The following is a 24,711-nucleotide window of genomic DNA, read 5'->3' on the forward strand; positions in this document are numbered from 1 at the left end:
GTGGTGCGCACGACAGAGACACAACAAGGGTGGCCGCCTACAATCATGTCGCCGCGCCTCGCCCGGCGACATAGTCGTGGAGGCATTTTGCAGTCCTCCCGATCAGTAGCTCGGAGAACCCCGCGGAGGAGACGACGCACACATGATGCTTGCGGCGATCCTGAGTGACGATCTCAAGTAATTTGTCGCTGAACTGAATCTTCATGTTCGTGACAACCTGGCTGGTGAGGTCGCCGTGAACGAGGAGAGAGATCTGGCCCGTCAGGTCGTTCTTGAGCCTTGCACCCTTGGTCTCGATGATCTTAGCCAGATTTTCCCTTTTGATGTGGACCCCTCCAACTACAACCTTGCCCGACATGGTCACTGTTTGTCCGCGAAGAGTGGTCACGAGTCCGTTGCACGGACCTGAAGACTTGTACACGTTTACCTCCTGCTCGAATGTGACTAGGCCGCGATGCCGTTTTGCTTGTCCTGGCAGTCCCAGAAGTCGTCTTCATAAAGGGAATGCGTCCACAAGCGAAGGCGATGTTTTGCAGACTGCTGCGCTATGCGATTTCCCGGATACCCTTTGCCATCTGACCAAGCGGCCAGTTCCAGATGCGTTGTAGTCTTTACAGCATCTTGCACCGCCGGGAAGCAGTCGCTGTCGCCCGAGAAGAGAATCAGGGTGTCATACCGATGCGATTCTGCCGTCCTCACGAGGTCCAGACTCAAGCGAACATCGACGCCGGCTTCCTTGGGGGTAACGCGATAGCTCGCATAGTGGAGAGGCAGATACGTCGCGTGGATTAAGTCATCATTGCCCCAGCGCCGCTGCTCGTCGCGGAAGATCTTCGTAGCCTCTGGATCCAGGAATCGTTCTGGACTTCCTCGGTAGAGAAAAACCGCCGCCAACTCGCACTCTTGCGTGCGTTTGGAGATGATGGCTTCGGCGATCCTGCGGGGGGAAACATGTGTGGTCCACTTCTGGAAATCCCTGGCGAAGAGTTCATGTCCCACAAGGTGAACGTTCGAATAATCGAGGAAGACTGCGATTCTTTCCATAGTATTTATCTCCTTTAACAGGTGAAGCCGCCACGATTACGTGACGGCAATTAGATCTATGACTTTTTTCTAATGAGATTCGAATCCAATTTCAAACTACAACATGATCGGTGGAACTCAATCCGGGGCTTATACCGAATAGTTATTTCCCCAGATACAAAAGAAGCCCTACACCTTGAAGGTGCAGGGAGTCCGGTTGACTTCATTATGGAGCGCACTTGGCAGATTGTCAAATTTTGCGACGAGGCTAGTTATAGGCCTGAGAGAAGACCTGCCGCCTGGGCCAGCCGCGGGACGTCTGAACGTCTTGGTTCAGGACTGAGTCTCCCAGCTAGTCTGATCAAGGGATCTGGAGAGCTGCCTCTGTTCGAGACTCACTGCATCAGAGATGAGGGGATCATGGCAACATTTTTCGGACGATACTCGGAGTCGGAACTCCGAACGGCCAAGTCGAGAGCCATCGACGAAGCGGTTGACTTAGGTCGTACCGGTCTGAGACGAAAGTACGGTTTTGGCTCCGCCAAGAAGTTCGTCGCAGTCGCCGCCGGGCACCATTTCGACAGCAAGGCTTTGTCGGCTGCCGTGGCTGCACATCTCAAACCGCCGCTTGCACTTACGTCTGATAGTTCATCAGGCGGCGTGGCCACGACCCGGGTACTTGATGGTTGTGGCATCCCTTGGATCGATACCGACCATCTGAAAAACCATGAGGATGGCCACGTCAACCCGGACTCCGCGGGCGCGGTCTCACGGAGTCACTGGTGGGTCAGCCAGGGAGAAAACTACTCGACCGTCATCGAACAAGGCTCACTTTGGGCTCCGCACCTGCGCGTCGACGGGAAGCCCGGACACGAAGACTGGCAGGCGTTACACCGTATGCTGCCTGGTGACGTGGTCTTTCACTACGCCGCTCAGCAGTTCAAGGCTATTTCCCTGGTTGTAGCAGCGGGAGTGGAATCGGATCGTCCGCCGGGGTATGACGGATATCCTCATGGCACGCTGGTACTTGTTGAGCCTTGCATCGTTGATATGGAAGTGCGTCTCGACGTCCTCAAGACGGCTTTTCCACCGGGTGTTGGCCCCATGAACAGGACCGGGAACCCTGGCAGGGTCTATATAGCCCCAATCCCGCGCACCATAGGCGAGCCATTGCAAACTATCTCAGTGCCGGATCACTGCCGAGGCAGTCCCTCACACGAGTGGCTGGGCCCGAGTGTGAGCGAAATACCGGCCCGCAACTAGAGTTAGCGAGCACTGACATCGCGGGGTCGATGTTTCGACGCGCGGAACAGCGCTACCTCAGGCAGGCCCTGCTCGCCCGCTATGGCAATCAATGCGCTATCTGCGGACGGCATCTCCCCAAGAACCTGCTAATCGCCGCGCACATCAAGCTTCGTTCCGAGTCGAGCGAAGCAGATCGGCTCAATTTTGATGCGGCGGCCATGCTCGCCTGTTCCTTGGGGTGTGATGCACTGTTCGAACGGGGGTATCTCACTGTCGACGATGGCGGCCTCGTTCGGACTACTCCGACGGATGACCCCGAGTTGCTGCACGTGCTGGACCAGCTTCGGGGTTCCCGCTGTCTGGCATTTTCAGAGGCAACTCAGGAAAATTTTGAGTTTCATCGTCAAAGCCATAACAACGACACCATATCGGGACGGTAATCCGCCTGCATCGCGCTTGAGGGGTGCACCAAGAAGGCCGACCCAATGTTCGGGCCCGCCTAAGGGGCGAGCATCGACTATTGCGCCACGGCAGCAGCTGTGGCGTAGACATCCGCCGGCATCGCCCGGTGGAGTTTCCAGGTGATTGCGATCGGTTTCTCGCCAGCGTGCTGCACGTAGTCAACCTGCCCCAGGCAGGTGTAAGGAACAGTCAACCCGGTCTCGTCGTCCGCGGTGTCCCTCGTGAAGAGTAAAATCTTCGAACCATGGGGAGCCCGATCGAGATAGCGGCGTCCCGTCGGGCTCGTCGGTGACGTCGCATTCTGCGACTCCCAGTGGAATAGCTCCGGGCTGATGGCGTAGTCCTTGTACATCGTGGTTGCGGAGTGCTTCTTGTCGTCCTTGTTGAGTGTGACAAAGAAGGCGTCTGTGGCAGTCGCCGGACACCACGCAACGCCCTCGCGGTGCTGGACGTTCTTACCCTGCTCCAGCGAACCGTACTGCAGCGCCGCCAGCACCTCCTCGCGCCGGTATGTGGCGTGCGAAAGCAGCGGAATGTACTGCAATCCCACACCGAGGCTCTTGGCTGCGTGCTTAGACGTAGCCACTCCCAGCTTCACGACCTGGCGAATCTCGCGGCACACAAACTGGTAGCCGCGCAGGTGGTCCAGTCCGTCGTCGTACGTGGTGAATCCGCCGCCGTCATCCCACAGCGTGTAAAAAAGCATGCGTGCGAAGGCCTGCTCGCGCATGCCCAGCTCCGCGTAGCGGGGCGCGTCGGGAGCAACCAGCATCGAATAGGCGGCGGCACGTTCCGGATCGTCAACGTGGATAAGTGCGGCCATGCGGCCGAACAGCTTCTTTTCCTCCGCGTCCGACATCTCCTCAATTTTCCCGCGGAGCACGGTCTCCAGGGGCGAGAACCCCTCGATCAGCCCTGCCTGGCGGAGGTAACCGGTCCACGAGTCCCTGGTGGAACGGTAGATCGTCTTCACGTCGTTCCCCGACCGCTCCAGATAGGCCTCCAACTCGGTCTCGGCGTATGATGCGATGTCCCGGACCAGCTGTGCCCGGTTGAACCGCAGCTGTGCCTTGATGTTGTCCAGCACTACCTTTTGCGCCACCCGGTCCAACACGATCTGTGAGCCGGACGGCAGGTATGGAAACTCGTCCTCGACAGCCTTCTCCAGCTCCTTGCGCCCGTAGCCGGTCAGTGCCCGGTAGCGCAGATCAAAGCGGAACTCACGGCGCTGCTGGCCGATGAAGTCCAGGACCGTCAGGACCGCCTTGCCCTCGGCACGGCGCAGCCCGCGTCCCAGCTGCTGGAGGAAGACCGTGGCGCTCTGCGTGGGCCGGAGCAACAGGATGGTGTCAACCTGCGGCAGGTCCAGCCCTTCGTTGAAAAGGTCGACGGCGAAGATGCAGTTGATCTCCCGCTTGCCCAGGCGCCGCAGGGCTTCCTCGCGATCAGCATTGTCAGTGGTGCCGTCAACGGCGACGGAGGCGATGCCGGCCCGGTTGAACACCTCTGCCATGTAGCGGGCGTGCTGCACAGAGACGCAGAAGCCAATGGCCCGCATCTGGTCGGTGCTGGTGACCTTGTCCCTGAGTTCGCGGATCACCTTGGAGGCGCGGGCGTCGTTTCCGGTGTAGACGTTGCTGAGCTGGGCGGCGTCGTAATTGCCGCGTTTCCATTCCAACTGGCTCAGGTCCACGTCGTCCGAGACGCCAAAGTAGTGGAACGGCACCAGCAGGTCAGCATCCAGAGCGTCCCACAGCCGCAGTTCGCTGGCGGTCCTACCGTCGAAGAACTGCTTGGCGACGTCTACGCCGTCGCCGCGCTCAGGCGTGGCAGTGAGCCCGAGGAGTTGCTGCGGCTTGAGGTGGTTGAGCAGGCGGCGGTAGGTGGGGGCCATAGCGTGGTGGAACTCATCGATGACGACGACGTCGAAGAAGTCCGGTTCCAGCTGCTCGATGCCAAGGGAGGACAGCGACTGGACGGACGCGAAGATGTGCTTCCACTCTTGCGGCTTGTGCTCCCCCACGTAGAGTTCACCGAAGGCGCCGTCCTGCATGACATCGCGGTAGGTGCGCATCGCTTGTTTCAGGATTTCCTGTCGGTGGGCGACGAAGAGCAGCTTCAGATCGCGGCCGGCAGCCTCACACAGCCGCTTGTAATCCAGGGCCGCGATAACTGTCTTGCCGGTTCCGGTGGCTGCGACCAGTAGGTTGTGGTTGAAACCCTTGATGCGCTCCGCTTCCAGGTCCTCCAGCATCTCCTCCTGGTGGAGGAACGGCTGAACTTCAAGACCGGTGGCGGCATCAGACGCCGCAGTGCGCCGCCCCCCGTTGCGTTCCAGTGCGGCGTCTAGTTTTTCGCCGTCACGTTCCGGATCGTAGCTTTGGAAGGCTCGCTGCTCCCAATAGCTGTCGAAGGTAACCTCGAACTTCTGCAGGAGGGCGGGCGTAGCTACCGCGCTGAGCCGGACGTTCCATTCAAGCCCATCGAGAAGGGCGGCTTGGCTTAGATTGGAGCTGCCGACGTAGGCGGTGTCGAAACCGGTGTTGCGGCGGAACAGCCAGGCTTTGGCATGCAGTCGGGTTGCCTGTGTTTCGTAATTGATCTTCACCTCGGCGCCATAGCGGGTGACGAGCTCGTCTATTGCCCGGCGTTCAGTGGCGCCCATGTAGGTGGTGGTTAGGACTCTCAGTCGGGCTCCCCGCTCCTTGAGCTGCTCTAGGGCTGGCTCGAGCAGGCGGAGGCCCGTCCATCGGACAAAGGCGCAGAGCAAATCGACAGTGTTGGCAGACTCAATCTCGGCCCGGAGCTCCGCGGCGAGGTTTGGTTCGTCCCTGCTGTTGGTGAGGAGTGCCGAATCACTGAGCTTGGTGGTGGGACGTCGGAGTTGGCGGCGTTTGAGAGCGTCCGGGCGGTGGAGTGAGCGGAGCTGGGTTGGTCCATCGGCGATTGGGTCAACACCGTCCAGTTCCTGGAGAAGCTTATTTGCCAAGGCCACACGGTCGGCTGGTTTGGCTGCCGCCAATGCTCGCCGGACAACATCCGCAACGTGGCGGGAGAGGATCTCCGCGGAGTCTTCATCGTCGATGTCCGCGAAGACTGGCTGCAGTTCTTGCTCTTGGCTCAGATGGTCACCGAGGACATTCGTGTTCAGAAGTTCGTACAATCCCTCGGGCAGCTGCTCCGCTGCCACTCCCCCAAAGAAATTAGTCACTGCGCCAGGCTACTAGCGATCACCGACAACACGCGGCAATCCGTATGTCAGCTCGCCCGCGATCTCGCTAGGCGAGCTGACACACTTAATCCACGGCAATCAATCTCAGAGGGCCATAGCCTCGCGTTCGACTGCGGAAACGAGGACAGGGAGTGCACGCCTATCGAACTCAAAGTGATCGCTCATTGAGAGTCGGTAGCCGGGTAGCGCCAGTTTTGCCTCGTCAATGGCGGTTTCCCTCCGTGCATCTTTGATGCCGGCTGCGCCCCGGAACCACAGAGGATGCCCCACGAGAACGCCCACTTTCTCATCAGGGATGAGTACGACCGGAACGTTCAAGGATCCCACCGGAACGACCTCGCAACCGGGATCGATCGACTGCGCCGCAGACTGAACCTCCGGCCTGCGTGCGAACCATCTAGCGAGTTTCAGTTCATCACCCGCACATAGATCGAGCATGTCTAGCGCCAACCGCCAGTCGAGAACGCCGTGGAGGCGTTGGTTGTCCCACGACCTCAGGCAGTCTGGGCAGGACGTAGAACACCGCGCGTGGTCATGGGCCTCGAACAGGAGCCGCAATGATTCACGAGTAGAGCGTAAAAGGGCTTGGAAATTCTCTGGTTTTGCTATCTCCACAGCGTAGCCGGCCCCGTTATCCAGGCTATCGGCCAAGAACACGCGCGCGGTCGGCTCGCCAGCAGTCGTAAGGTGCTGAAGGCCTGTCTGCATTTCCTGTGGATCAATGTCCAGCTGCGCCTTCACCCCCGCGCGCATCACCTCCGCGAGCGACCAAAGGGCAGACATTCCTGCTGGGAGTATGCCCGACGAGGTGGGAAGGCCGCCTGTTGGCGTCTTCAGTCTCGTAAACGCGACAGTCACCGCATCGGTCGTGCGAATTTCCCCAATAGCGCTCTTTCCTATGTCGATCCCCGTCGTTGGCATGTCTTTCCAGCCACGAAGATAGATCGACTTGTCGACGGCCACGACGGACCCGTCGCCCTGTCGCTTCAGGTCAAAAAGTCGTCCTCGATTGTCGTTGTATTGCAGTAACTTGCCCTGCTCATACAGGCGGACGTCCACGCCGAGCACTTCGTCCCGGGCCGTTTCCTTCTGTGCGGAAACGAACGTTGGAAGGCTCTTGGTCTGTGCCCGCGAGCCGTCGATACGGTAGGGACGCGCCTTGTAGGTCGTTCTGAAGCCTCGAGGCTCAAACATCGAGAACCGGACGACTTCGGAGCCGCAATTCTCGCACGCGTCACCGACTTTCCTGTCGATAGAAGTCGTTCCGCATTCAGGACAGGTGACGACGTCGTGGGCAGTTCCCAAGGGGTCTGCTGGCGCCCAAGACTTGCCGGTCTTTTCATAGTGAGCAAATCCCGCTGCCGTGTGCACGAGACCGTCCCTGACGACTTCCGCGCCCGGTGCGTAGTTCGTAACCGCCATCGCCAGAGGACGGTCCGCAACAACTTTGTCATCCAGAGCACGGCCCATGACTTCACCGTGGTACAAATTACGCACTCTGGTGGGAAACCCGAACAGGGGAAGCAGCCCGCCCAGCGCCAAGACAAGGCTCAGTTCATCCTCGCTTCGTTCCGGCGACGCTATGATGTGATCGACTTCCGCGACTAGCTCGGCGCGCGCCCAGCGCTCGATCTCCAAGACTTGCGCGTCGCTGAGTCGCGTGTAGCGGCTCAGCTGCCGGACTACCTCGCCCACGCCAGGGTTCGTCCTCAACCACTCAGCGACGGCGCCCCTGAAGTCTGGCCAAGATTCGACCTTTCCGAAGGATCCGTGCAGACTGTCCGCAGTCCATTCCGGCTTTCCCGGCAACGATGAGAAGGCCCGCTTCAGCAGCTCGGAGGCAGCGACGCGATGCACTATGCGGGGACGTCCCAGGTCCAGGAACGGCTGTGGTGGAAGATCGCCCGTCATACGGTATGCGTTGTTGAAGTAGTACTCATCGTGCGCTGAGTCGCGGCACGATGTGATCGCGAATGAGAAAGCTTGGCCCGCGCGGCCGGCCCGGCCGACTCGCTGCTGGTAGTTGAACCGCTGGGGCGGCATATTAGCCATCAGAGTTGCGTTGAGAGCACCGATGTCAACGCCGACCTCCATCGTCGTAGTCACACTCAGAACGTCCAGCTGGCAAGTGCGCCGGTTCTCTTTGGGAGACGGCAGCTGAATGCCCTTGAACCAGCGCTGCCGCTTGCGCTGTTCGCTGGCCGGTTTGGTCTGCGCGGTCAGCTCGGCTACTGCTATTCGTCTCAGGTCCTGGTTAGCGAGCCAGCCGTAGTAGTCTCCAGCATGTGCCGCTTGTTCGCGCTGTGACAGTGATGTGGAGTCACAGCCTTTGTTGGCACACACGCCCGCCGAGCCGTGTAGATGGACAAAGCCGCAGCGGTCGCAAGTCCACTGTCGGGTCGACGGAGGGGCAAAGCGGATGTGGTTTGTCGACCCGTGTATTTTCAGGATCCAGCCGTCGTGTGTCAGCCCCAGGCTCTTAATCACGCCGTACGCCCAGGCCTCGAGCGTCCCCAAATCTACGCCGTGCAGGACCGAGACGCGTTTGAGGTAGTCCCTCACGGCGGTCGGAGTTTTTATCCCGTCCGACCTGGCTGCGAAAGATCCTTCATAGTTGAGGTCCAATCCCAATAGGCGCACGCAGCTAGCGGCAACTTCGCTGGCCAGGTGGTCGGCTAAGCCGGATCCTGACCCTGACACTTCTGCGCGGATCCAGGCAAGCCCCGTCGATTCGACGTCGCGCCGGCCGGAGTCGAAGACTTGTCGTGCCAGCTCCATGTCCAGCATGTTTCCGAGCTTCTCTTGGGCGACAGCTGAGGAGGCTGCATCGGCCTTGGTCCAGAGTCCCGGCTCCGGTGGCGCATAGAACGTGTACCAAGGCACCCTGTCGAACTTCTGCGCATAGGGCGAGGGACCACCCGGGCTAATCCCCAAGTCGACCATTTGAGTCTCGATCCGAGAACGGAGGTCCGTCCAGGCAATGGACTCCGAACCCGAAGCGTTCAGCTCCGACAGCAATTCGACGTCGGCCGGTGTAGCGACGCCGGCTGTCTGACGCATGAGAGCCATAAGTGCGTCGGGATTGGTTTGCAGTATGTGTTGGGCCTGGGCGAGCTCTGCAGGCTTCAGACTTGACGGGTTCGAGGTGAAGCGACGAAGAATATCCAAAATATCTGTGTCCGCCGCGTCGGAAAGGCCTCTTCGGAGCATTTGCACCAGGATGTCGCTGTACTGCCGCGTTGCCAACGAGGCCGCCGTACGCGCGGCGGAATCGCGATTGTCCGTGAATACTATGGTTCGGTAGTCTTCCGGACGCTCACCGAGCGTTCGGGGGAGCTGACGGAGGTATACGGAAGTGGTCTGAGCCGGCGATGTAGCGTGGCCCTGAAGAGGCGATGCGACTTGCCCCTGGACAAATTCCGCCGTCTGTCGGCCCTGTTGTCCGCATTGAGGGCACCTGCCGGGGATGGCGGGCGCCGCGGTGGCGTCGCCCTTGCCGCTGATCTGAAGCACCCAGCCGTTTGCACCTTCGGGAGCGCCAACTTGAACGTGTCCACTAGCATCAAGACTTGCTCGGACCCAGGCAACGTCGAATTTTTGACTCGACCACTTGCTACCTGCGCCAACCGGCGATTGATCGCCGGAGGCTGGCCAAAACCACCGATACATTTCCCGGCTGCGACGCGTCACCAATCCGGGGGCGTCCGACAGGATACCGGCCGGCGTCGCACTCAGGCTCTCTGTTTCGTCGCTAAACCGCAAGACATAGCCGCCAAGACTCGTGTCCCCGCACTCGCCACAGAGAATTAGCTCCAGGACTCGGCTGCCACAGTCGTCGCAGACCGAGAGGGGTTGCCCAAACAGTTTGCCAACGTTGCGGTGTCGGTCTCGCCGCTCCGGGGTCACACCCGAACACACGGCGCTGCTGCACGCCCACAATCCGGATAGGACGCGGGCAAAAATGTGACCGCGCAGAGGGACCCCGACTTGTTCGCCCAATGCAACGGCTTGGAATGTCACTTTAAGTGCACTCAATTCGGGGTCGTCGACGCCGAACAATCGTTGAGAAATGGTCCGAAGGAACTGCGCCCTGTGCCTGCCGTCCTCCAACTCAAAACAGGCCGCCGCGATGGCCTCCGACAGTTCCGCCGATCGAGACACCAGGGTCCCCGCAGCGTGCTCCGCCAGCACTTGATCGCGACTAATTGGCAGCATGCTAACGATTTCACGGGCCTGGCCTGCAGTGACAACAAAGCTGCCCTTCGTAGCTCCGAAGAACTCCTCCAGGAAGCTCAAGCCGTCATCATCGTCATTCAGCGAAGCGCTGGCTGCAATGATGCGCAGCTGTGGGCTATCTGGCTCCAGTCCGAGCCGATTCATAAGCCTTCTTAACAGGAGTGCCACTTCGCTACCGGCGGATCCACGGTAGGAGTGGAGTTCGTCCACTGCCAATGTGAATACGTGATCCGGCGATGCGGCGAGCCATTCGCGCGTTTGCTGAAAGAGCGGCTCTTCGAAGTCCCTCATTAGGATGGCGTTGATCATTGCGAAGTTTGAGACCATGACGTCGGGAGGGTCCTGAACCATGTCCCAACGCGTTACCATCTCGTGAATCCTTGGGTCCGTGAACAGAGACAGGTCACCTTCCTCAACGGTCCCTGCAGCGACAAGGCTCTCGTACTCGTCGGACATCTCGCGAAGTTCCTCGATTACCCGGGAGACAGTCACCGATTTTGCTGACGGCTTCGGGAGCGCGTTATTTCCGGGCGTTGCACCCGTGTATCTACCGAACCAGAGCCGCGCTTCGGGTCGGCTCTCGGAAATCCTTCGGAAGGCCAGACGGAGGCGGGTTAGCTGGTCCTCCACGAGGGCGTTCGTGGGATAGAGGATCATCGCCCGGACTGCTGCCTTGCGCTTTTCGTTCTTCCGCATTGGACTGAACGATTCTCCGGTCCACCAGGTATTGACAGGACCTGGCCGGCTCCATGCCTCCGATTCCTCCACCAGCCGGAGCAGGATCGGCAGCAGGATCGCTTCAGTCTTTCCGGATCCAGTCCCCGAGGTAAGGACCACGTTATGCTTTCCCGCCGCGCCTGCACCTCTGTTCGTTAGGATGCTTGTAGCTTGGTGGCGGCGGATGCCAATGCGTTCACCAGGTTTCACATATTGCCGAAAAAAGGCGTCCCCAACGATACGCGCTACCGGTTCCGAATAGCCTGCCGATGTGGCGATGTCCACAAGGTCGTCGGTGGTGGGATAGGGAATGACAGGTTCGAGCATGGGTTCTTGGAAGACTTGTCCTGGCGCACTAAGAAGGTCATCGCGGTCAGCGGCAAGGCCCGGGGATCGGAGGCGATAATTGGTGGAGAAATACCGTGAAAACGCTTCTTTCAGGTCGTTGCTGACACTTATGGGATTCGGGTATTGGTTCATGAGGTGAGCTTTCCAATGATCGCTTCAGCAGCGGCGGCCGGGACGTTGAAATAGTTTACGGAGCGGTCTGGTCGCCGCATTTCGGGTAAATCGCCGTCGCCCATGACCGCCGCGCGGCTGAACATCCCAGGAAGCTCGGCCCCAACTGGGACCGATATCGTCGCTTCGACGGGATCGTAAGCGATCAGTGGACGTTTGGCTTCGAGGGCAGCAAGGTGTTTGCCTAGCTGCACGGTCACGATGGCTGCCATCCCATCAAGCACGTCTTGGGCATTCCGATAATAGTAATTCGAGCTAAAGCTGTGAGATACACGGTAGAGGCCGGGGAGTTGCGAGGCCTCAATTTCCATCCAGGCGCCGGAGCCAGGGTCGAAATAGTCATAACTACTGGCGAAAGGCATATCGCGCCGAATCAAGCCAGCCGCAACGGACGAAAGGGTCGGTAGTGCCAGGGCAAGAGAATGTGACGCGTGCGGCACCAAATCGAAGTCAAACTTCTTAGCAATTTCGACCAGGTCTTGGGCTGCAAGGTCGGCTATCCTCCGTTGGCTCTGGTGATGCGGCGCATTGATGGTCACCGTTGCGCCCAAATCTTCCAGAGCCTCGATAACGTCGTTATCTAATTGCCTGGGCCAGTAGCCGGTGAGCAGCCAGGTTCCATCTGATAATTCGCCCATACACGTTGCTGCTGCTTCCCAGTTGGTGACTTCAAGTGCAGCATTTCTTTCTAACTCGATAATGCCCAAAGCCTCGAGGTCGAGTAGGAGCTGATTCTCGAAGATCGCGGAGTCTTCGAGCTGGCGCGCGAGAGTCGAGAATTCGTGGCGGGATCCGGCGCCCAGATAGAACAGCGCATCGATTAGCGCCGTCCACGGCGCAGAAGCGGCCCCGAGCGCAGGAAGAGCCCTTCTTGTGCGCGGGATAGCCGGGTCTCGGCTGGCCTGGCTCTTAAGTATCCGGGTTGGATGGCGTTTACTCATCCCACACTGCGCACAGACACCGTACATCCATCGCGATTTTGGCCACTTCCCGTCGAAGAGTGGAAGATTCCAGCGGTGGCGCCCCGTCACGATGCACGAATCTGCCGGCGGGCCCGCCACGAGCAAAGGCGGAACCTTCGGATGAACTCTCCCTTGGCTGTTCCAATCGGGACGGGTGGCTACTCTGCGAGGAGTGTAACTAACTTCGGGCGCCGAGACTGCGACTCCGTCGACCCCGGGCGTTGCCGCATCTTCGCTAGGGACGCTTTGAATTAGCCACAATGGGTCTTTCAAATCGTGGCATAAGGACCTGAAACGCTGGGAGCTGTCCGGGCTTGGCACCCATGAGCTTCTGCGTTTCACAGCAATCGTCTGTATGGTGGTTTTACCTCGCCGGAGGGAAAGCGTAAAGTCGTCAGCTCCTCCCGGGACCGCGTCCAGGTTCACCACTGCGGGAACGGAGAGTCTACTCCTGACAACGGTCTCTTCGATTTGTAGGGTCTCTGCGTTGCGAGTCAGAATGACCAGATCAACGGGTTCGTCCGTCTCGGAAGCGACGATCACCTGGATAGGGCTCAATGCGCTCCACCGTTGCATCCGTCCCGGAAGCTTGAGGCCGCCCGAGATAGTCATCTGAGTGGAGAGCCTCGGTTCAAACGCGGAGAGATCAGTCCCTGTTACGAGAGCCGAGTCCGGTGCCCGCAAGAGCATGACGTCCTTGAAAACAGTCCAGCCGAACGGTACACCGTCTGTGCCACCCGGAACTGTGGCAAAACCCGGCTGGGCTGCGTCGGCAAGGATCTTGAAAACCGCGGCTATCAGCTGAGGCTCGTCCCGAACAAGGAGGCGCGAAGGAACGGCTGCGTTGATCCGGTCCGATTCAACGTAGGCCGCTGAAAAGGCATCCCGCATCAAGATGACCACCTTCTTGGGGACGCGCTGAAGTTGAACGCCCGAATGCAGCTGGATCTGCAGGTCGCCGCTTATGGCGGAGCCAACGTCCACGCCGACAGCTCGGAAGTCAAACCCAGCAGCGCCCACGCCGATGAGATCTAGGGGGAACTCGCGGGCCTCTGCATTAAGTCCTTCTATTCGGCAGATGTCCCCCGGGAACACGTTCGATCCTGCCAAGAGTCCAAACCGCATTTCCGACCGGAGCATGACTCTGGCGTCCCTCACTGTCAGGAGGGCCCGTTGATTTTTTTGCCCGAGAATGTTCCGGCCGCTTCCGCCGTTCGCGACACCATCCCACGCAGCCAGCTCCGCTAGCGCAATTTCGACTATCCGGTTCTGCAGCTCGTTGGAAGCCCACATCTTTCGAAGTGCCGCGTTGGCTGAAGTTCGAGCCGATGCAATCCAGACGTCGATGGCGCCGTGCATGTCGATGTGCGACACGACTGTTCCCGGGGTGAACCCCTGTTCTTCGAACATCTTCTTTAGATTGCGTCGCTCACGCTCGCGAACCAGAGCTTGGGAAATCGGCAGGCCCACATAACGGTGCATAAGAGCGTAGGCGCTAGGCAATCCCCTCTGGCCATCCTGGTCCTCAAGCCACAGGGTTAGTGATTCCCAAAATGCCTCACTTGACTTTGTGAACGAGAGGCGAAATCTGCCGGATTCCACACGGGGTATCGCCAGGAGCCCTTCAAGGCTCGCATAATAGCTCGATTCCGCAGCACCCGTTTCAACGTTGGCCCCACCCATACGTTCGGCCGCCGATGAGAACAGGACCAAAAGTGCGATGTGAGGAGGTGGAGGCACTTCGGCTGCGGCGGCAAGTGCTTTGCGCCTGGCCTTGACCCACGACCTAGTCATTCGGTCGAAATCCGCGAACGATGCCTTGCCCGATTCCTTCCAACAGAGCTTGTCTCGGACAGTTTGGGCCAGAGATTCGTCGGCCTCGTCAAGGCCTACTCCGACATCACGACAGGCGCGAGCAAAGGCATCGTCGTCCTTGTCCAGATAGACGAGCTCACCGGCCTTGTCGTGACTGAAGAACGCAGTGGCTAATGCGGCGTTCCAGGCCTCATAGGTTGTGACTCCCGCTTTAGCGACATCTTTGTCGGCTACCTCTACCACTTCCATTACCCCCAAATAAAAAAGGAACCTTCTGCGCGCAAGATTAGACGGTGCCACTGACAATTCAAGACCAAGGCACGCGGAATGAGGGGAACCGAGGTGATTCACACCCAGCGACCTGTCAGCTCATGCGATTTTTTGGTTGCCGTCAAATTGGATGGGTCCGCGATTACGCAGCTTCTGTGGACGCCATCAGCGAACCTGGCGCGGTCGGGCGCAACTTCTGTTCTGCAAGCGTTCACTTTCGTGGGAGGCAAATCCGAGTCAAGGCAGGGCACTAGTTGTTGAAGCTGATAAACAGATTCAATGACCCAACCGCACGTTTTCATAGCCATGGCTGACATCCTCAACCTCCGATGCGACGCCTGGCTGCTTCCCACCGACTCCAGGGTCAGGATTGAGCAGCATTGGCTGAAGGCCCATCCACACCTGCGGACTATGGCGGTGGCGTCCGCCTCGGGAGAGTTCCGTGACGGAAGTGCACTGGCCGAGCCGATCCGTCCTTGGGACCCGGCGGAACCGCTGCCGATCATGACGGCCGTCCCGGACGACGGCAGGTGGAGCCGCGCCGTCGTCGCCGAACGCGTTGAAGCGTTCGTTCGGAGCGCTCTCACGGCGCTACCTGCGCCGCCAGATCACCGGCCCTACAGGCTCCTTGCCTTGCCCTTCTTCGGGACCGCCGGGGGCGGCGCCGGGAGCCACCTTGGCGCCGCCCTGCGCGCAATCCTGGATGCTTCCACCGAACTGGCGGCCCGCTTCGGCGTCGACCTCGTGCTGGTTCTGAGGGACAGGTCCGCGTTCTCACTGGCCCAGAAGCTGCGGCGGGAGGCAGCCGATGGCCCGTCCTGGCCATCCCTCGATGGCCGCCTCCAGGAGAAAGCGAAGTCGCTTGGCCAAATAGCAGGGGCCGGACACCTCGTGCCTTTCCTTGGTGCCGGCGTCAGCGTCAGCGCCGGCGCGCCAAACTGGAGCCAGCTTCTCGGGACCCTGCGGGCCGGTATCCACCTGAAGGAAACGGAGGCCGAGGCGTTTCAGGGGCTGGGCCTGCTTGACCAGGCCGGGGTGCTCGAGCAGCTCTATGCCGACCAGCACGGATCCAGAGCGGCTTTCGGTCAGGCGGTGGCGAAAGCGGTCGACCTGCCGAGGTATGGGTTGGCGCCTGCGCTCCTCGCCGCCTTGCCCTCGGCCGGGGCAATCACCCTAAACTATGACCGGCTTTTCGAAACAGCCTGCAACGACGCCCAGCGGCCGCGGACCGTAATACCTGAGAACATTCCCGCAGTCGGCAACAACTGGCTACTGAAACTTCACGGGTCAGTGAACCAGCCGGAGACCATCGTACTGACCCGTGACGACTACCTCGGCTACAACAGCAACCGCGACGCGCTGTCCGCGCTCGTCAAGGCGCACTTGCTGACCCATCACTTGCTGTTTGTCGGCTTCGGGCTCGCTGACGACCATTTCCATGAGATCGTCCACGACGTCCGGCGCGCACTCCCTGTCGACGCCTCCAAGAACCACCAGATGGGCACGGTGCTCTCGCTCTTTCAAGAACCACTCCAAAAGCTGGTCTGGGCAGGGAAACTGGACATCCTCCCCCTGGCTGGAGCGCCGGCGTCCGACGCCGGCCCGGCGGACGCCCGCACCGCCCTCCTGGCAGCTGGAAGGGATCTTGAGATATTTCTGGACATGATGGCCGCCTACGCGACGGACAACCATTCGTATCTGTTGGCCTCCGCTTATAACCAAGGACTTGCCGACGACGAACTCGACTTACGACAGCAACTTCTTGCCCTCGCCGGCCAAAAGCGATCAGCAGGGACAGCCGAAGTGTGGGGCGTGCTTGACAAGGCCCTCCGGGAATTGGGGCTGGAGGACCTGCCATAGGGCCGGCCCGGCCTCGGCGAAATTAGGATCCGCGGGTCATCTCAGTTCGACCGCACCCACAACCGCGACGGCCTCCCTCGCGTCCCATCGGACATCTGCCCCGTCCCCGACAGCTTGGGCTCCATAAACCGCCGGAACGTGTCGCGCATCAGCGGCGCGCCCGCCACCACCTCGTGCAGCTCCCGCAGATCCTTCAGCGTGAAAGGTTCATCTAACAGCGCCCCAGGATCCGGCGCCTCCGCGTAAGCGGCCCGAAGCCACTCCACCGCCTTCGCCACGATGTCCGCGTGCCCGTACGGCAGCCCGGCGATCAGCTCCCATTCCCCGTCCACGGAAGCCAGCCGAACGCCGTCGGACTTCAACGCCTCCTGCAATTCCGCGAGCGGGACTACGTCAACGTGGGCCACCGACAGCACCCACCCGCGGTCGTCCCGGCCAGGCTCGTCGAACACCTGCAGCTGCCGGGGCACCCGCCCGGAGATCCCCGCCTTTTCCCGCAGGCACCGCAGCACCGCGTCCGCCAGGGTCTCGCGTTCACGCAGGAACGTTCCCGGCAGTGCCCACTTTCCGTGCTGGTGGTCCTCCGCGCGGCGCACCAGCAGCACGCACACGTTCCCCTCCGCCACGGTCAGGACCGCGGTGTCCACCGCCACCGACGGCCGCGGATAGTCGAGCAGCGACGGGCCTGGAGTGTTTTTGGAATCCTTCACACAACCATTTATCGCAGTCTTGCGCTAAAGAAGCAACACGTGCATACTGAAATCAATTAGCGCAGAAATGCCATAAATCACCTGGAGGTCATCATGAAAGTCCCGCAGCTTCACGTCGGCGCCGGCACCAGCCTCGGCCCGCTCAGCATCTTCCCCGTCTGGACCTCCGCGCCGGGAAGCCTCGGCATCAGCACCGGCACCCACGCAGACGTCGCCGTGACCGAACTCGCCAGCGGCGCCCAGGTATCCCGTCTCACGGTCACCAACAACGGCCCGCACCCGGCACTGCTGCTGGAAGGCGAGCTGCTCGAAGGCGGCCAGCAGCACCGAACCTGCGCCCGCGACGTCGTCCTCGGCCCAGGCGAAACCCGCGACATCGACACCTTCTGCGTCGAGGCCGGCCGCTGGGAAGCCGGAGAGAGCAGCCATCGACGGCAGGCACGACGCGCTCCCCTGAACGTCTGGTCGGAGCTGGCCAACGGCCTGAACGGGCAACGCGGAGGAAACCGGCAGGACCGGATCTGGGAACGGGTCCGCCGCTTCGACGCCGCCCGGGGCACCTCCGCCACCAGTTCCCTCCTCCAGCACATGGACTGGTTCAAGGACGACAAGGAGGAACAGAACCGGTTCGGCACCGCGGACGCGCCCGCTCCGCTGGAGGGCCAGCGCGGCGTGGTGATCGGGCTGGGCCGGCAGCCGCTGCTCCTGGAGGTCTTCGGCACCCACACCCTCTTCCGCCGCCACTACCGGCAGCTGATCGAATCGGCGCTGCTGGACCTTGAGCTCCTGCCGCCCCAGGCGCTTGCATCCGGACCCATGCCGGGCCAGCGCGCCCGCGACTTCGCCGCGCAGGTCCAGGCGTTCGACTTCAGAACGTTCGACGGCGGCGGCGCGGCTGTGGAGGTACGGAACCACGGCTCCCTCCGGAGCCGCAACGTCTCCCGCGCCGCCGGACCGGTAACCGCCGCCGGCATCGCCGTCGCGCTCCCCCAGCGCCGGCCGCAGCTGGCCCACCTGACCGGCTGGAACACCCAACACCCGCTGATGGAGATGGCATGAAACTGAACCCCCTGCAGAATGACCGCGCGGCAGGCGTCCTCGTCGCTCTGGCCGCCGGCGACGCCCTCGGAGCCGGTTACGAGTTCGGCCCCCCGCTGCCGGACGGCGCCGAAGTCACCATGAAGGGCGGCGGACCGTTCGGGTTCGCGCCGGCCGAGTGGACCGACGACACGTCCATGGCCATCCCGATCGCCCAGGCGCTGCTGGAGTACGCGTCCGACGCCGGCCACTCCTCCCCCGCGGCGCTCACCATGGTGGTCCGTGCGTGGACTGCGTGGGCGGCCGAAGCGAAGGACGTTGGGGCTCAGACGAGCTCCGTCATTGCTGCCGCCCGTCGGCTGGCTGCTGCTGCTGGGCGCGAAGTCCAGGCCGCTGACTTCACCGCTGCGGCCGCTGACTTTCATGCCAGGACCGGCCGCAGCGCGGGCAACGGTTCTTTGATGCGCACTGCTCCCCTCGCCCTCGCCTACCTGGAGCGGGAGCCTTCCGAACTGATGGCTGGCGCCGGGGTGGTGAGCGCCCTGACCCACGCCGACCCTGATGCCCAGGAGGCGTGCGGGTTGTGGTGCGTGGCGATCCGTCACGCGGTTCTCACGGGTCAGCTCGATGTCCGGGTGGGTCTGCCGCTGCTGTCCGACGCGCGGGCTTCGGTTTGGCTGGGGCGGATCGAAACGGCCGAGCGGTCCCGGCCCCGCGATTTCACCCGCAACGGCTGGGTGGTGGAGGCGTTCCAGGGGGCATGGAGTGCCATCCACTTCGCGGGCCTTTCGGCGTCAGGGCCTGCCCACCTCCGGGCTTCCCTTGAGGAAGCGGTGCGGGGTGGACGCGATACCGATACGGTGGCCGCCATCGCCGGTGGCCTGCTGGGAGCGGCATACGGTTTCACCGGGGTACCGTTCGAGTGGCGGCAGCGCCTTCACGGCTGGCCGGGTTTGCGCGCCCGCGACCTGATGGTCCTGGGCATGGAGCTGGGCCGGGGCGAGGGCAGCCGGACCGCTTCCTGGCCGCGGGCTGAGCGTCAGGACTACAGCATGTGGGGCCGCACCGATGCGCTGGTCCGGCACCCGCACGACGACGGCGTGTGGCTGGGTGGGGTGGGTTCGCTTGGGCGGGTGGCTGAGCTGGGGATCGACGCGGTGGTGTCGCTCTGCCGGCTGGGCACGCTGGATGTCCCGGGCATATCTCCTGAAGACCACGCGACTTTTTGGGTCGTCGACTCTCTTGTTGAGGACGACAACGCGCATGCGGCCTTTGTCCTTCAGGAGGCGGGCGGCGGCCGTCGAACGCTACCGGGCGGAGGGCAAGACAGTGCTGCTGCACTGTGTCCGGGCAGAATCCCGGACGCCTACTGTGGCTGCTTTGTATGGTGCCCGTGTTGCTGGAATTTCTCCGCTGAAGGCTCTGGAGGATGTGCGGGGGGCACTGCCCAACGCACGGCCAAATCCTCTATTCATGCGGGTGCTGGCAGAGGCCGAAACCAGCACCGGCCGGTGACCGGGGGTGCCACGCGCGCAGGTGCCCAATAATGTCCGAGGCTGCTGATAGGAATATGACCATGACAACAACTCCTGAACTCAGCCGGGAGCAGCGCGATGCTGCAATGGTTGAGCGCTACGCCGATGGTGAGACGCTGGACGCCATCGGCCAGAGCTTCGGCATTACCCGTGAGCGGGTCCGGCAGATCATTGCCAAAGTGGGCGGAACCAATGCGGAGGAATCCCGCAAGAACCGGATTGCCGCAAGGGAGTCAGCCACGAAGGCTGCGCATGAAGGCTTCCTTGCAGAGTATGGCGATCTTGCCCGCCAGATGGCCAAGCGTGGCGTAACCCGACCGGACGCTGTGCTGAAGCTGCAGGCCCTGTACCCGGCGATCGACGTCGACCTGGCCGAAGAGGCACTCAAAGCATCGTCTATCGTTTTTTCCAAAGTACATGTAGACGACATCTTCTCTAAGGAGGCATTGGCTGCGGGGATCTGGTTCCTGCTGGGTTCCAACTTGCGCCTCGCACCGGATGGTGAGTGGGCGGCAGTGAACCTGGAACTGTCCCTCATGAGCGAGGTCCGGGCGGCCTTGGAATCCGCTGAAGTTTCGCCGGACGACGTGGCAACCATTTTGGGCGTCGTCGGTGCCGCCCAGAAGCACCTGTCGGAGAACCCGAGTGCCAGTATCACCGGGGCGCGCTACCAAGAGCTCCGCGACGAGCTTGTAGTCGCCTTGGGCCTCGTGTCCCGTCAGGGAGCATTTCCTTGGCCGCCCACCCGGCAGACCGTGATGAAGCGATTTGGCGGCTGGAACGAGGCCCTGGAGGCCATGGGCATCGGGACCACGAAGCAGGGCCGATCAAAGGGACTGCTGAAGTTCACCCGCGAAGACTACGACGACGCGGTGAGTGATTTCTGCTTCCATCCCGCAGCCGCGGAAACGAATGCGACGTATGCAGGCTACGACGAGTGGGTGAAGCAGGAATTAGCCGCTGGCCGTTCCCGGCCCTCCGGGGCGTCAGTCAGAAACATCTACGGCACTTGGGCGGATGCGATCCGTTCGGTGAAGGGGTAGGCGAGAAGAATTGGGGGAATTTGTCAGCAAGGAACAGCACCATGTGGGCATTCGTGTGCCGTCAGACTGGATCATCGAGTCTGACTTTATGGACTCGTACAGGAAGGGTGATCCGCTCCGTGCGATCGCCAAAGCGGCGGATCGCGACCTTGAAGAGGTCTGCCTCCTGATCATCGCAGAAAGCAGCCCAAGCGATGAGTTGGAGCGCTCACGCGCGGTTCGGCGGCGCGCATCGGCAACCAACGAGGTGCTGCTCGCCAATGAGGAAATGATTGAGCGGCTTCACGCCTCGGGAATTGATCGCGATGAGATACCTAAAGTTCTAAAAGCACTGGGTATCTCAGTCGACATCCCGACCGCCGCGGAGCTGCTGCACATCCGGGGTATTCCCGGGGGTCAAACAGTCGAGGACATCCCGACACGACGAATCGGTGACAAGTTAAGCCTGCTGTATATCGCGGGAGTCCACCATAAAATAGAACCGGACTACCAATTGGCCTTGGGAAAGATGTCCCTCACCGCGGTGTCGGAGCTCCGCGACACTCTGAATTCCCGATTACCATATCGGCGCATGGCAGAGATTCTAGCCGTCATCGAAACGACAGCTCTTGCCATCCGAGCTAGAACCATCACGACCATTTCTCACGAGGACTACGAGAGCGCCATGCAGGCAGTGTCGAGGCGCCTTGGTTCAATTACGAACGACCCGGATGGTCCCTGGCCCGTTCCGGGACGAACCTTGCGTGCACGCTACGGTCACGGGTCCTGGGAAAGTTTGCTTAACTCGGTGGGTCTGCGAGTTCTGTCCAGTGACCACCGCTTCACCGAGCTGGACTACTTGGACGTCCTCGACCGTTCCACCGAGGAATGCATGCAATTCGGGAATCCCATGGACATAGAGTTTTACGACCAGTGGGTCATCGCGGCCGCCGCCGTGAGAGAAGAACATCCTTCAGCCGTAGAGCTCATCCGTCGCTACGGTAGCTGGGAAGCCGCCATCGAAGTCATACTCCCCCAAGAAGAAGAAGCCGACGAAGAGCCGGACACCCACGAGTTTTACTGGGGCTTTCCATTTGGATTTGAGGATGAAAGCCTGGCCATCAATGAAGCGAAATCCCAACGTGAGGCTGAGGAGTGGCACCAAGCAGGCGAACTCATCGGTCAACTCTTGGCAAAGATGCCGTGGAACAGCTTTCTGCGCGTCGAATACGACGGCAATGAGGAGGTCACAACTCGGCCCTATGCGCAGGCGACGCCCAGCGCGGACGGTGTGTGGTGCGAAATTGTGTCTGAGCAATACCTGCCGGCAGCTGAGTGGCCCATCAACAGGCGCTATTTTGCGAACAATGACTGGGCAGCGCCGGATGACGAGGCGCCTAACTGGTGGAAGGCGAGGGTGCCGTTGACCGACGCCGGTCATCAGGTTGTGCTTGGGCTCAGACTCGGTCGGGGTTGCCGGGACGCACACAGACTCCGCTGGAGCACAGGCGAGTTTCCCTCCGGCCCGGGCCCGGACGGCGGCGTGACGATAGACCGAGCGCTGGAGGGCGAAGTCCAAACGTTGCGGAATGCGAGCTGACCACCAAGAGGAACCTCCCGTCCCCGTCAGTGCCGTCCCTTAGACCCTTGTCGTCCCAAGAGGAATGGCGGGAAGCCTTGGTGCCGCGAAGTACAGTGGTGCCTGTTCCGAGCTGGCATCGGCAATTGAGCCAGGCAGCTGAAGCCGTGCGGCGCTACTCCATAGGGATTCGAATCCAGCAGAACCATTTTCATCACCGCTTGACGTACCAACAATCAGCGAGACATTGGTTTGATTGGCGGTCTTGGCAAGGAAATCGGTGAGGACTTTCACAGCTTCTGCTGACTCGGCAATTTGAAGTTGGTCTGCTGTGACTTTTGTCAGGGCATCAAGATCGTCAATGAAGACGGCAATAGGCCGCGCCAAATCCGCAGAAATCCGAAAGTCTCTTACATCTTTAGTACCAAGCCTTCGGCACGCATCGATGCGCGAAAAAACCTGATCACAAACGAGCCGCAGGAGTTCTCGCGCCTGCACGACTCCTGTGGACATAGTGCCTCGATGGTGACGCCAATTGGCACTGGAAGCGGAATCTGTGGCTGACGCGGCGACCCAAGCAAGTGCTCCAGATTCCTGCGCAGCCATCGCCATCTTTGCGATCACCCGCGATCTGTCCGAACACGAACCGCCGAGTACCACCAGGTTTTGTGCCCACGCTGTCGAGAAGCTGGCCCCTTCAATACCGATTGGCAGCTCCAAGAACGCATGCCCCGCGGAGCTGACATCGGGGCCTACAAGAGGGCTGAAGAACGTCGACGGAGACCCGACGGGCCCTTCATAGATGGCCTTGGCCGCAGGAATGACAGCATCCTGCAGGTCGCCGAGCAGATACTGAGCGGAATTCGTCTGGCCGCAGCTGCTGAACTGGATCCGGTGGGCAGCGTTCAAGCCACCCACCAGAAGCTTGGAGACGTCCAAGTCGCGACCGGCCAGCACCAAGGAAGCACCTCCTTGAGGCGGGGAAGTGATCAGACGGTTGAGCTTCTCCGCAAGTAGGGATGAGAATGAATGGGCATCAGCCTGGAGTGACTCAGCGCCGTTGACGATGACAGTTGTACCGCGCGGATCCTCATGCATTCCTCCAAAGATCTCGCCGATACTCATGCAGGCATGCCCCATGGATCTGGAGAGTGTCCTCATGCCTTCCAACATCCAGCTGTAGTCACCTTCGACGAGGTCGATGACGTGTGTCGCACTTGTACGGCAAAACTGACTGACGATCTCATCGAGGTACGTATTCCCCCTCGTAACGGGCCCATCACCGCGGATCAGTAGAACACCTCCGCCTGCTGGCCAACGTCCAGCCGTATCACCGAGGTGGAGACGACGGCCGTCAGGCAGCGTGCCGAGCATTATGGGGCGAGCATCCATGAGGCCTGTTTCCGATCGCGACATATTGGGACTGAAAAAAGTGTATGGGCAGGAATTGCTGTAGGTGCATCCTTCTTCCCTAAAGCTTTGACCTTATGGAGGAAAGTCCGTGTCGACTTCGAGCAGATGCTGCTGGACGTCGAGTTGCCGGCGGTCGCTCCAACCTATCTGTTCCACCATGGCGCATCGTCATCCCGTTGTTGGTCGACAGCGGCAGTAGTGACCCTTGACGCGAGTTCAGTCCAGGGAGTCGGGCCACCGGAGAGTTCGCGAACCTTGACGATGCCAAGGCTCTTCTGGCCGGTCGCAGCTAAAACGCTGCGGGGTACGACGTGGAACTCCCACTGAAAAACATTCAACTGGTCATATTTGGCGTGCTCGGTCTCAGTGTGTGCGCAGAAAACGTAAACCATCGCATTGAAACGTCGCCCTGCCGGATCCATGCCATCTCCTGGTGCGCGCGGGTGGTAGCGCGTTCCTTGCAAACCGGAGAATGACAGGGCGCTGACCTTCTTCTGATCCCAAGACTGTAGATAGGCTGACGATTTGATTTCGATAGTGATGTTTCCGAAGAGTAAATCGTAAGCGTCCCACTCGACCCGCCTCAGATTTCCTATGCCGAGTGCTTTGCCGACAAGGAACTCAGCGAGATATCCGCGTGCATTGTTCATCCGCAGATCCCCGAGAGCGAACTGCCAAAAGTCCCGGACAGTCGTTCCTGCCATCCCGGTGAATTCCTCGTCACCGGATAGGGGCACGGAGACGGGCGGAACCAACCACTGAATTTCTTCGGCCATGCATTGAGCCTACTGTTTGGGCAGTCCCGACGGAGGGGAATTATTTCAAAACCAGTCCCTGGAGGCTCCTCGTCAATGGCCTCATCGCCGGGCTTGAACAATGTGCATTCGTGCAAGCACCGGCCTCCGCAGCTGATGCATCCGTCGAGGGAGGACTGAGGGATTCCGCCAAGGCTTTCGAAGTTATTTGGTTCATCACTGAAGGACGCTGAAATCGAGAAACGGAAGCCTGAAGCTGCACTCTCAAATTGCCGCCGACATCCATCACAGGTCTGACGGAACGCACCTATGAACAAA

The 24,711-nt window shown here is 60.7% G+C and carries 15 protein-coding genes; 7 read left to right on the top strand and 8 right to left on the bottom strand.

What is annotated here, in order from left to right; all coding sequences use genetic code 11:
* Nucleotides 1–43: 43 nt before the first annotated feature.
* Both QF047_RS15330 and QF047_RS15335 read right to left on the bottom strand, forming a co-directional pair.
* A complete protein-coding gene (locus QF047_RS15330; protein WP_307278769.1) occupies nt 44–358 on the bottom strand; it encodes a hypothetical protein in 315 nt (104 codons plus the stop codon).
* An 86-nt stretch (nt 359–444) separates the two neighbouring features.
* A complete protein-coding gene (locus tag QF047_RS15335; protein ID WP_307278772.1) occupies nt 445–1,044 on the bottom strand; it encodes an NYN domain-containing protein in 600 nt (199 codons plus the stop codon).
* Nucleotides 1,045–1,443: 399 nt separating this feature from the next.
* Here QF047_RS15335 and QF047_RS15340 point away from each other — a divergent pair, with 399 nt between their 5' ends.
* Complete coding sequence (locus QF047_RS15340) at nt 1,444–2,286, top strand: hypothetical protein (RefSeq protein ID WP_307278776.1); 843 nt, start codon at nt 1,444–1,446, stop codon at nt 2,284–2,286.
* A 29-nt stretch (nt 2,287–2,315) separates the two neighbouring features.
* Entirely contained in the window at nt 2,316–2,708 is a 393-nt protein-coding gene (locus tag QF047_RS15345; protein WP_307278779.1) for an HNH endonuclease, read from the top strand.
* A gap of 77 nt (nt 2,709–2,785) precedes the next feature.
* Here QF047_RS15345 and QF047_RS15350 read toward each other — a convergent pair whose 3' ends face one another.
* From QF047_RS15350 to QF047_RS15360, 3 genes are all read right to left on the bottom strand, one after another.
* A complete protein-coding gene (locus QF047_RS15350) occupies nt 2,786–5,941 on the bottom strand; it encodes a DUF3427 domain-containing protein (RefSeq protein WP_373427772.1) in 3,156 nt (1,051 codons plus the stop codon).
* A 105-nt stretch (nt 5,942–6,046) separates the two neighbouring features.
* Nucleotides 6,047–11,395, bottom strand: a complete 5,349-nt coding sequence (locus tag QF047_RS15355; RefSeq protein ID WP_307278781.1) for a DEAD/DEAH box helicase — start codon at nt 11,393–11,395, stop codon at nt 6,047–6,049.
* The gene (locus QF047_RS15360; RefSeq protein ID WP_307278783.1) at nt 11,392–14,460 is read right to left on the bottom strand and encodes a hypothetical protein; all 3,069 of its coding nucleotides are present in this window, start codon (nt 14,458–14,460) and stop codon (nt 11,392–11,394) included. The genes QF047_RS15355 and QF047_RS15360 overlap by 4 nt, the downstream gene beginning before the upstream one ends.
* Before the next feature lie 300 nt (nt 14,461–14,760).
* Here QF047_RS15360 and QF047_RS15365 point away from each other — a divergent pair, with 300 nt between their 5' ends.
* Nucleotides 14,761–16,341 carry an SIR2 family protein gene (locus QF047_RS15365; RefSeq protein ID WP_307278787.1) on the top strand — a complete coding sequence of 527 codons (1,581 nt, stop codon included), beginning with the start codon at nt 14,761–14,763 and terminating at the stop codon, nt 16,339–16,341.
* A 41-nt stretch (nt 16,342–16,382) separates the two neighbouring features.
* Here the strand turns inward: QF047_RS15365 and QF047_RS15370 are convergent, their stop codons facing one another.
* Nucleotides 16,383–17,051 (bottom strand): NUDIX hydrolase, encoded by a 669-nt coding sequence (locus QF047_RS15370; protein ID WP_307278790.1) that lies wholly within the window; start codon nt 17,049–17,051, stop codon nt 16,383–16,385.
* Between the two features lie 93 nt (nt 17,052–17,144).
* Between QF047_RS15370 and QF047_RS15375 the strand changes: the two genes are divergently transcribed.
* Genes QF047_RS15375 through QF047_RS15390 form a run of 4 tightly spaced genes read left to right on the top strand, consistent with a single transcriptional unit; the run spans nt 17,145 to nt 22,246 of the window.
* A complete protein-coding gene (locus QF047_RS15375) occupies nt 17,145–18,110 on the top strand; it encodes an ARPP-1 family domain-containing protein (RefSeq protein WP_307278792.1) in 966 nt (321 codons plus the stop codon).
* The gene (locus tag QF047_RS15380; RefSeq protein WP_307278796.1) at nt 18,107–19,636 is read left to right on the top strand and encodes an ADP-ribosylglycohydrolase family protein; all 1,530 of its coding nucleotides are present in this window, start codon (nt 18,107–18,109) and stop codon (nt 19,634–19,636) included. The genes QF047_RS15375 and QF047_RS15380 overlap by 4 nt, the downstream gene beginning before the upstream one ends.
* A gap of 29 nt (nt 19,637–19,665) precedes the next feature.
* Nucleotides 19,666–20,667 carry a sigma factor-like helix-turn-helix DNA-binding protein gene (locus QF047_RS15385; RefSeq protein ID WP_307278825.1) on the top strand — a complete coding sequence of 334 codons (1,002 nt, stop codon included), beginning with the start codon at nt 19,666–19,668 and terminating at the stop codon, nt 20,665–20,667.
* A gap of 10 nt (nt 20,668–20,677) precedes the next feature.
* Complete coding sequence (locus QF047_RS15390; protein WP_307278828.1) at nt 20,678–22,246, top strand: hypothetical protein; 1,569 nt, start codon at nt 20,678–20,680, stop codon at nt 22,244–22,246.
* A gap of 39 nt (nt 22,247–22,285) precedes the next feature.
* On the opposite strand, the gene QF047_RS15395 is transcribed toward QF047_RS15390, so the two are convergent.
* Together QF047_RS15395 and QF047_RS15400 are read right to left on the bottom strand one after the other, a co-directional pair.
* Nucleotides 22,286–23,617 (bottom strand): hypothetical protein, encoded by a 1,332-nt coding sequence (locus QF047_RS15395; RefSeq protein ID WP_307278831.1) that lies wholly within the window; start codon nt 23,615–23,617, stop codon nt 22,286–22,288.
* Nucleotides 23,618–23,781: 164 nt separating this feature from the next.
* On the bottom strand, nt 23,782–24,414 hold the full coding sequence (locus QF047_RS15400) for a hypothetical protein (protein ID WP_307278833.1): 633 nt from the start codon (nt 24,412–24,414) through the stop codon (nt 23,782–23,784).
* Nucleotides 24,415–24,711 lie beyond the last annotated feature (297 nt).

This window comes from Arthrobacter sp. W4I7 (genome assembly GCF_030816215.1).
Classification (GTDB): domain Bacteria; phylum Actinomycetota; class Actinomycetes; order Actinomycetales; family Micrococcaceae; genus Arthrobacter; species Arthrobacter siccitolerans_A.

What these genes read in the sequence shown, in the direction of transcription:
- QF047_RS15385 (WP_307278825.1), top strand. Translation starts at nt 19,666, where the DNA reads ATGACAACAACTCCTGAACTCAGCCGGGAGCAGCGCGATGCTGCAATG.
- QF047_RS15345 (WP_307278779.1), top strand. Translation starts at nt 2,316, where the DNA reads ATGTTTCGACGCGCGGAACAGCGCTACCTCAGGCAGGCCCTGCTCGCC.
- QF047_RS15330 (WP_307278769.1), bottom strand. Translation starts at nt 358, where the DNA reads ATGTCGGGCAAGGTTGTAGTTGGAGGGGTCCACATCAAAAGGGAAAAT.
- QF047_RS15365 (WP_307278787.1), top strand. Translation starts at nt 14,761, where the DNA reads ATGACCCAACCGCACGTTTTCATAGCCATGGCTGACATCCTCAACCTC.
- QF047_RS15340 (WP_307278776.1), top strand. Translation starts at nt 1,444, where the DNA reads ATGGCAACATTTTTCGGACGATACTCGGAGTCGGAACTCCGAACGGCC.
- QF047_RS15375 (WP_307278792.1), top strand. Translation starts at nt 17,145, where the DNA reads ATGAAAGTCCCGCAGCTTCACGTCGGCGCCGGCACCAGCCTCGGCCCG.
- QF047_RS15360 (WP_307278783.1), bottom strand. Translation starts at nt 14,460, where the DNA reads ATGGAAGTGGTAGAGGTAGCCGACAAAGATGTCGCTAAAGCGGGAGTC.
- QF047_RS15380 (WP_307278796.1), top strand. Translation starts at nt 18,107, where the DNA reads ATGAAACTGAACCCCCTGCAGAATGACCGCGCGGCAGGCGTCCTCGTC.
- QF047_RS15395 (WP_307278831.1), bottom strand. Translation starts at nt 23,617, where the DNA reads ATGGATGCTCGCCCCATAATGCTCGGCACGCTGCCTGACGGCCGTCGT.
- QF047_RS15355 (WP_307278781.1), bottom strand. Translation starts at nt 11,395, where the DNA reads ATGAACCAATACCCGAATCCCATAAGTGTCAGCAACGACCTGAAAGAA.
- QF047_RS15335 (WP_307278772.1), bottom strand. Translation starts at nt 1,044, where the DNA reads ATGGAAAGAATCGCAGTCTTCCTCGATTATTCGAACGTTCACCTTGTG.
- QF047_RS15400 (WP_307278833.1), bottom strand. Translation starts at nt 24,414, where the DNA reads ATGGCCGAAGAAATTCAGTGGTTGGTTCCGCCCGTCTCCGTGCCCCTA.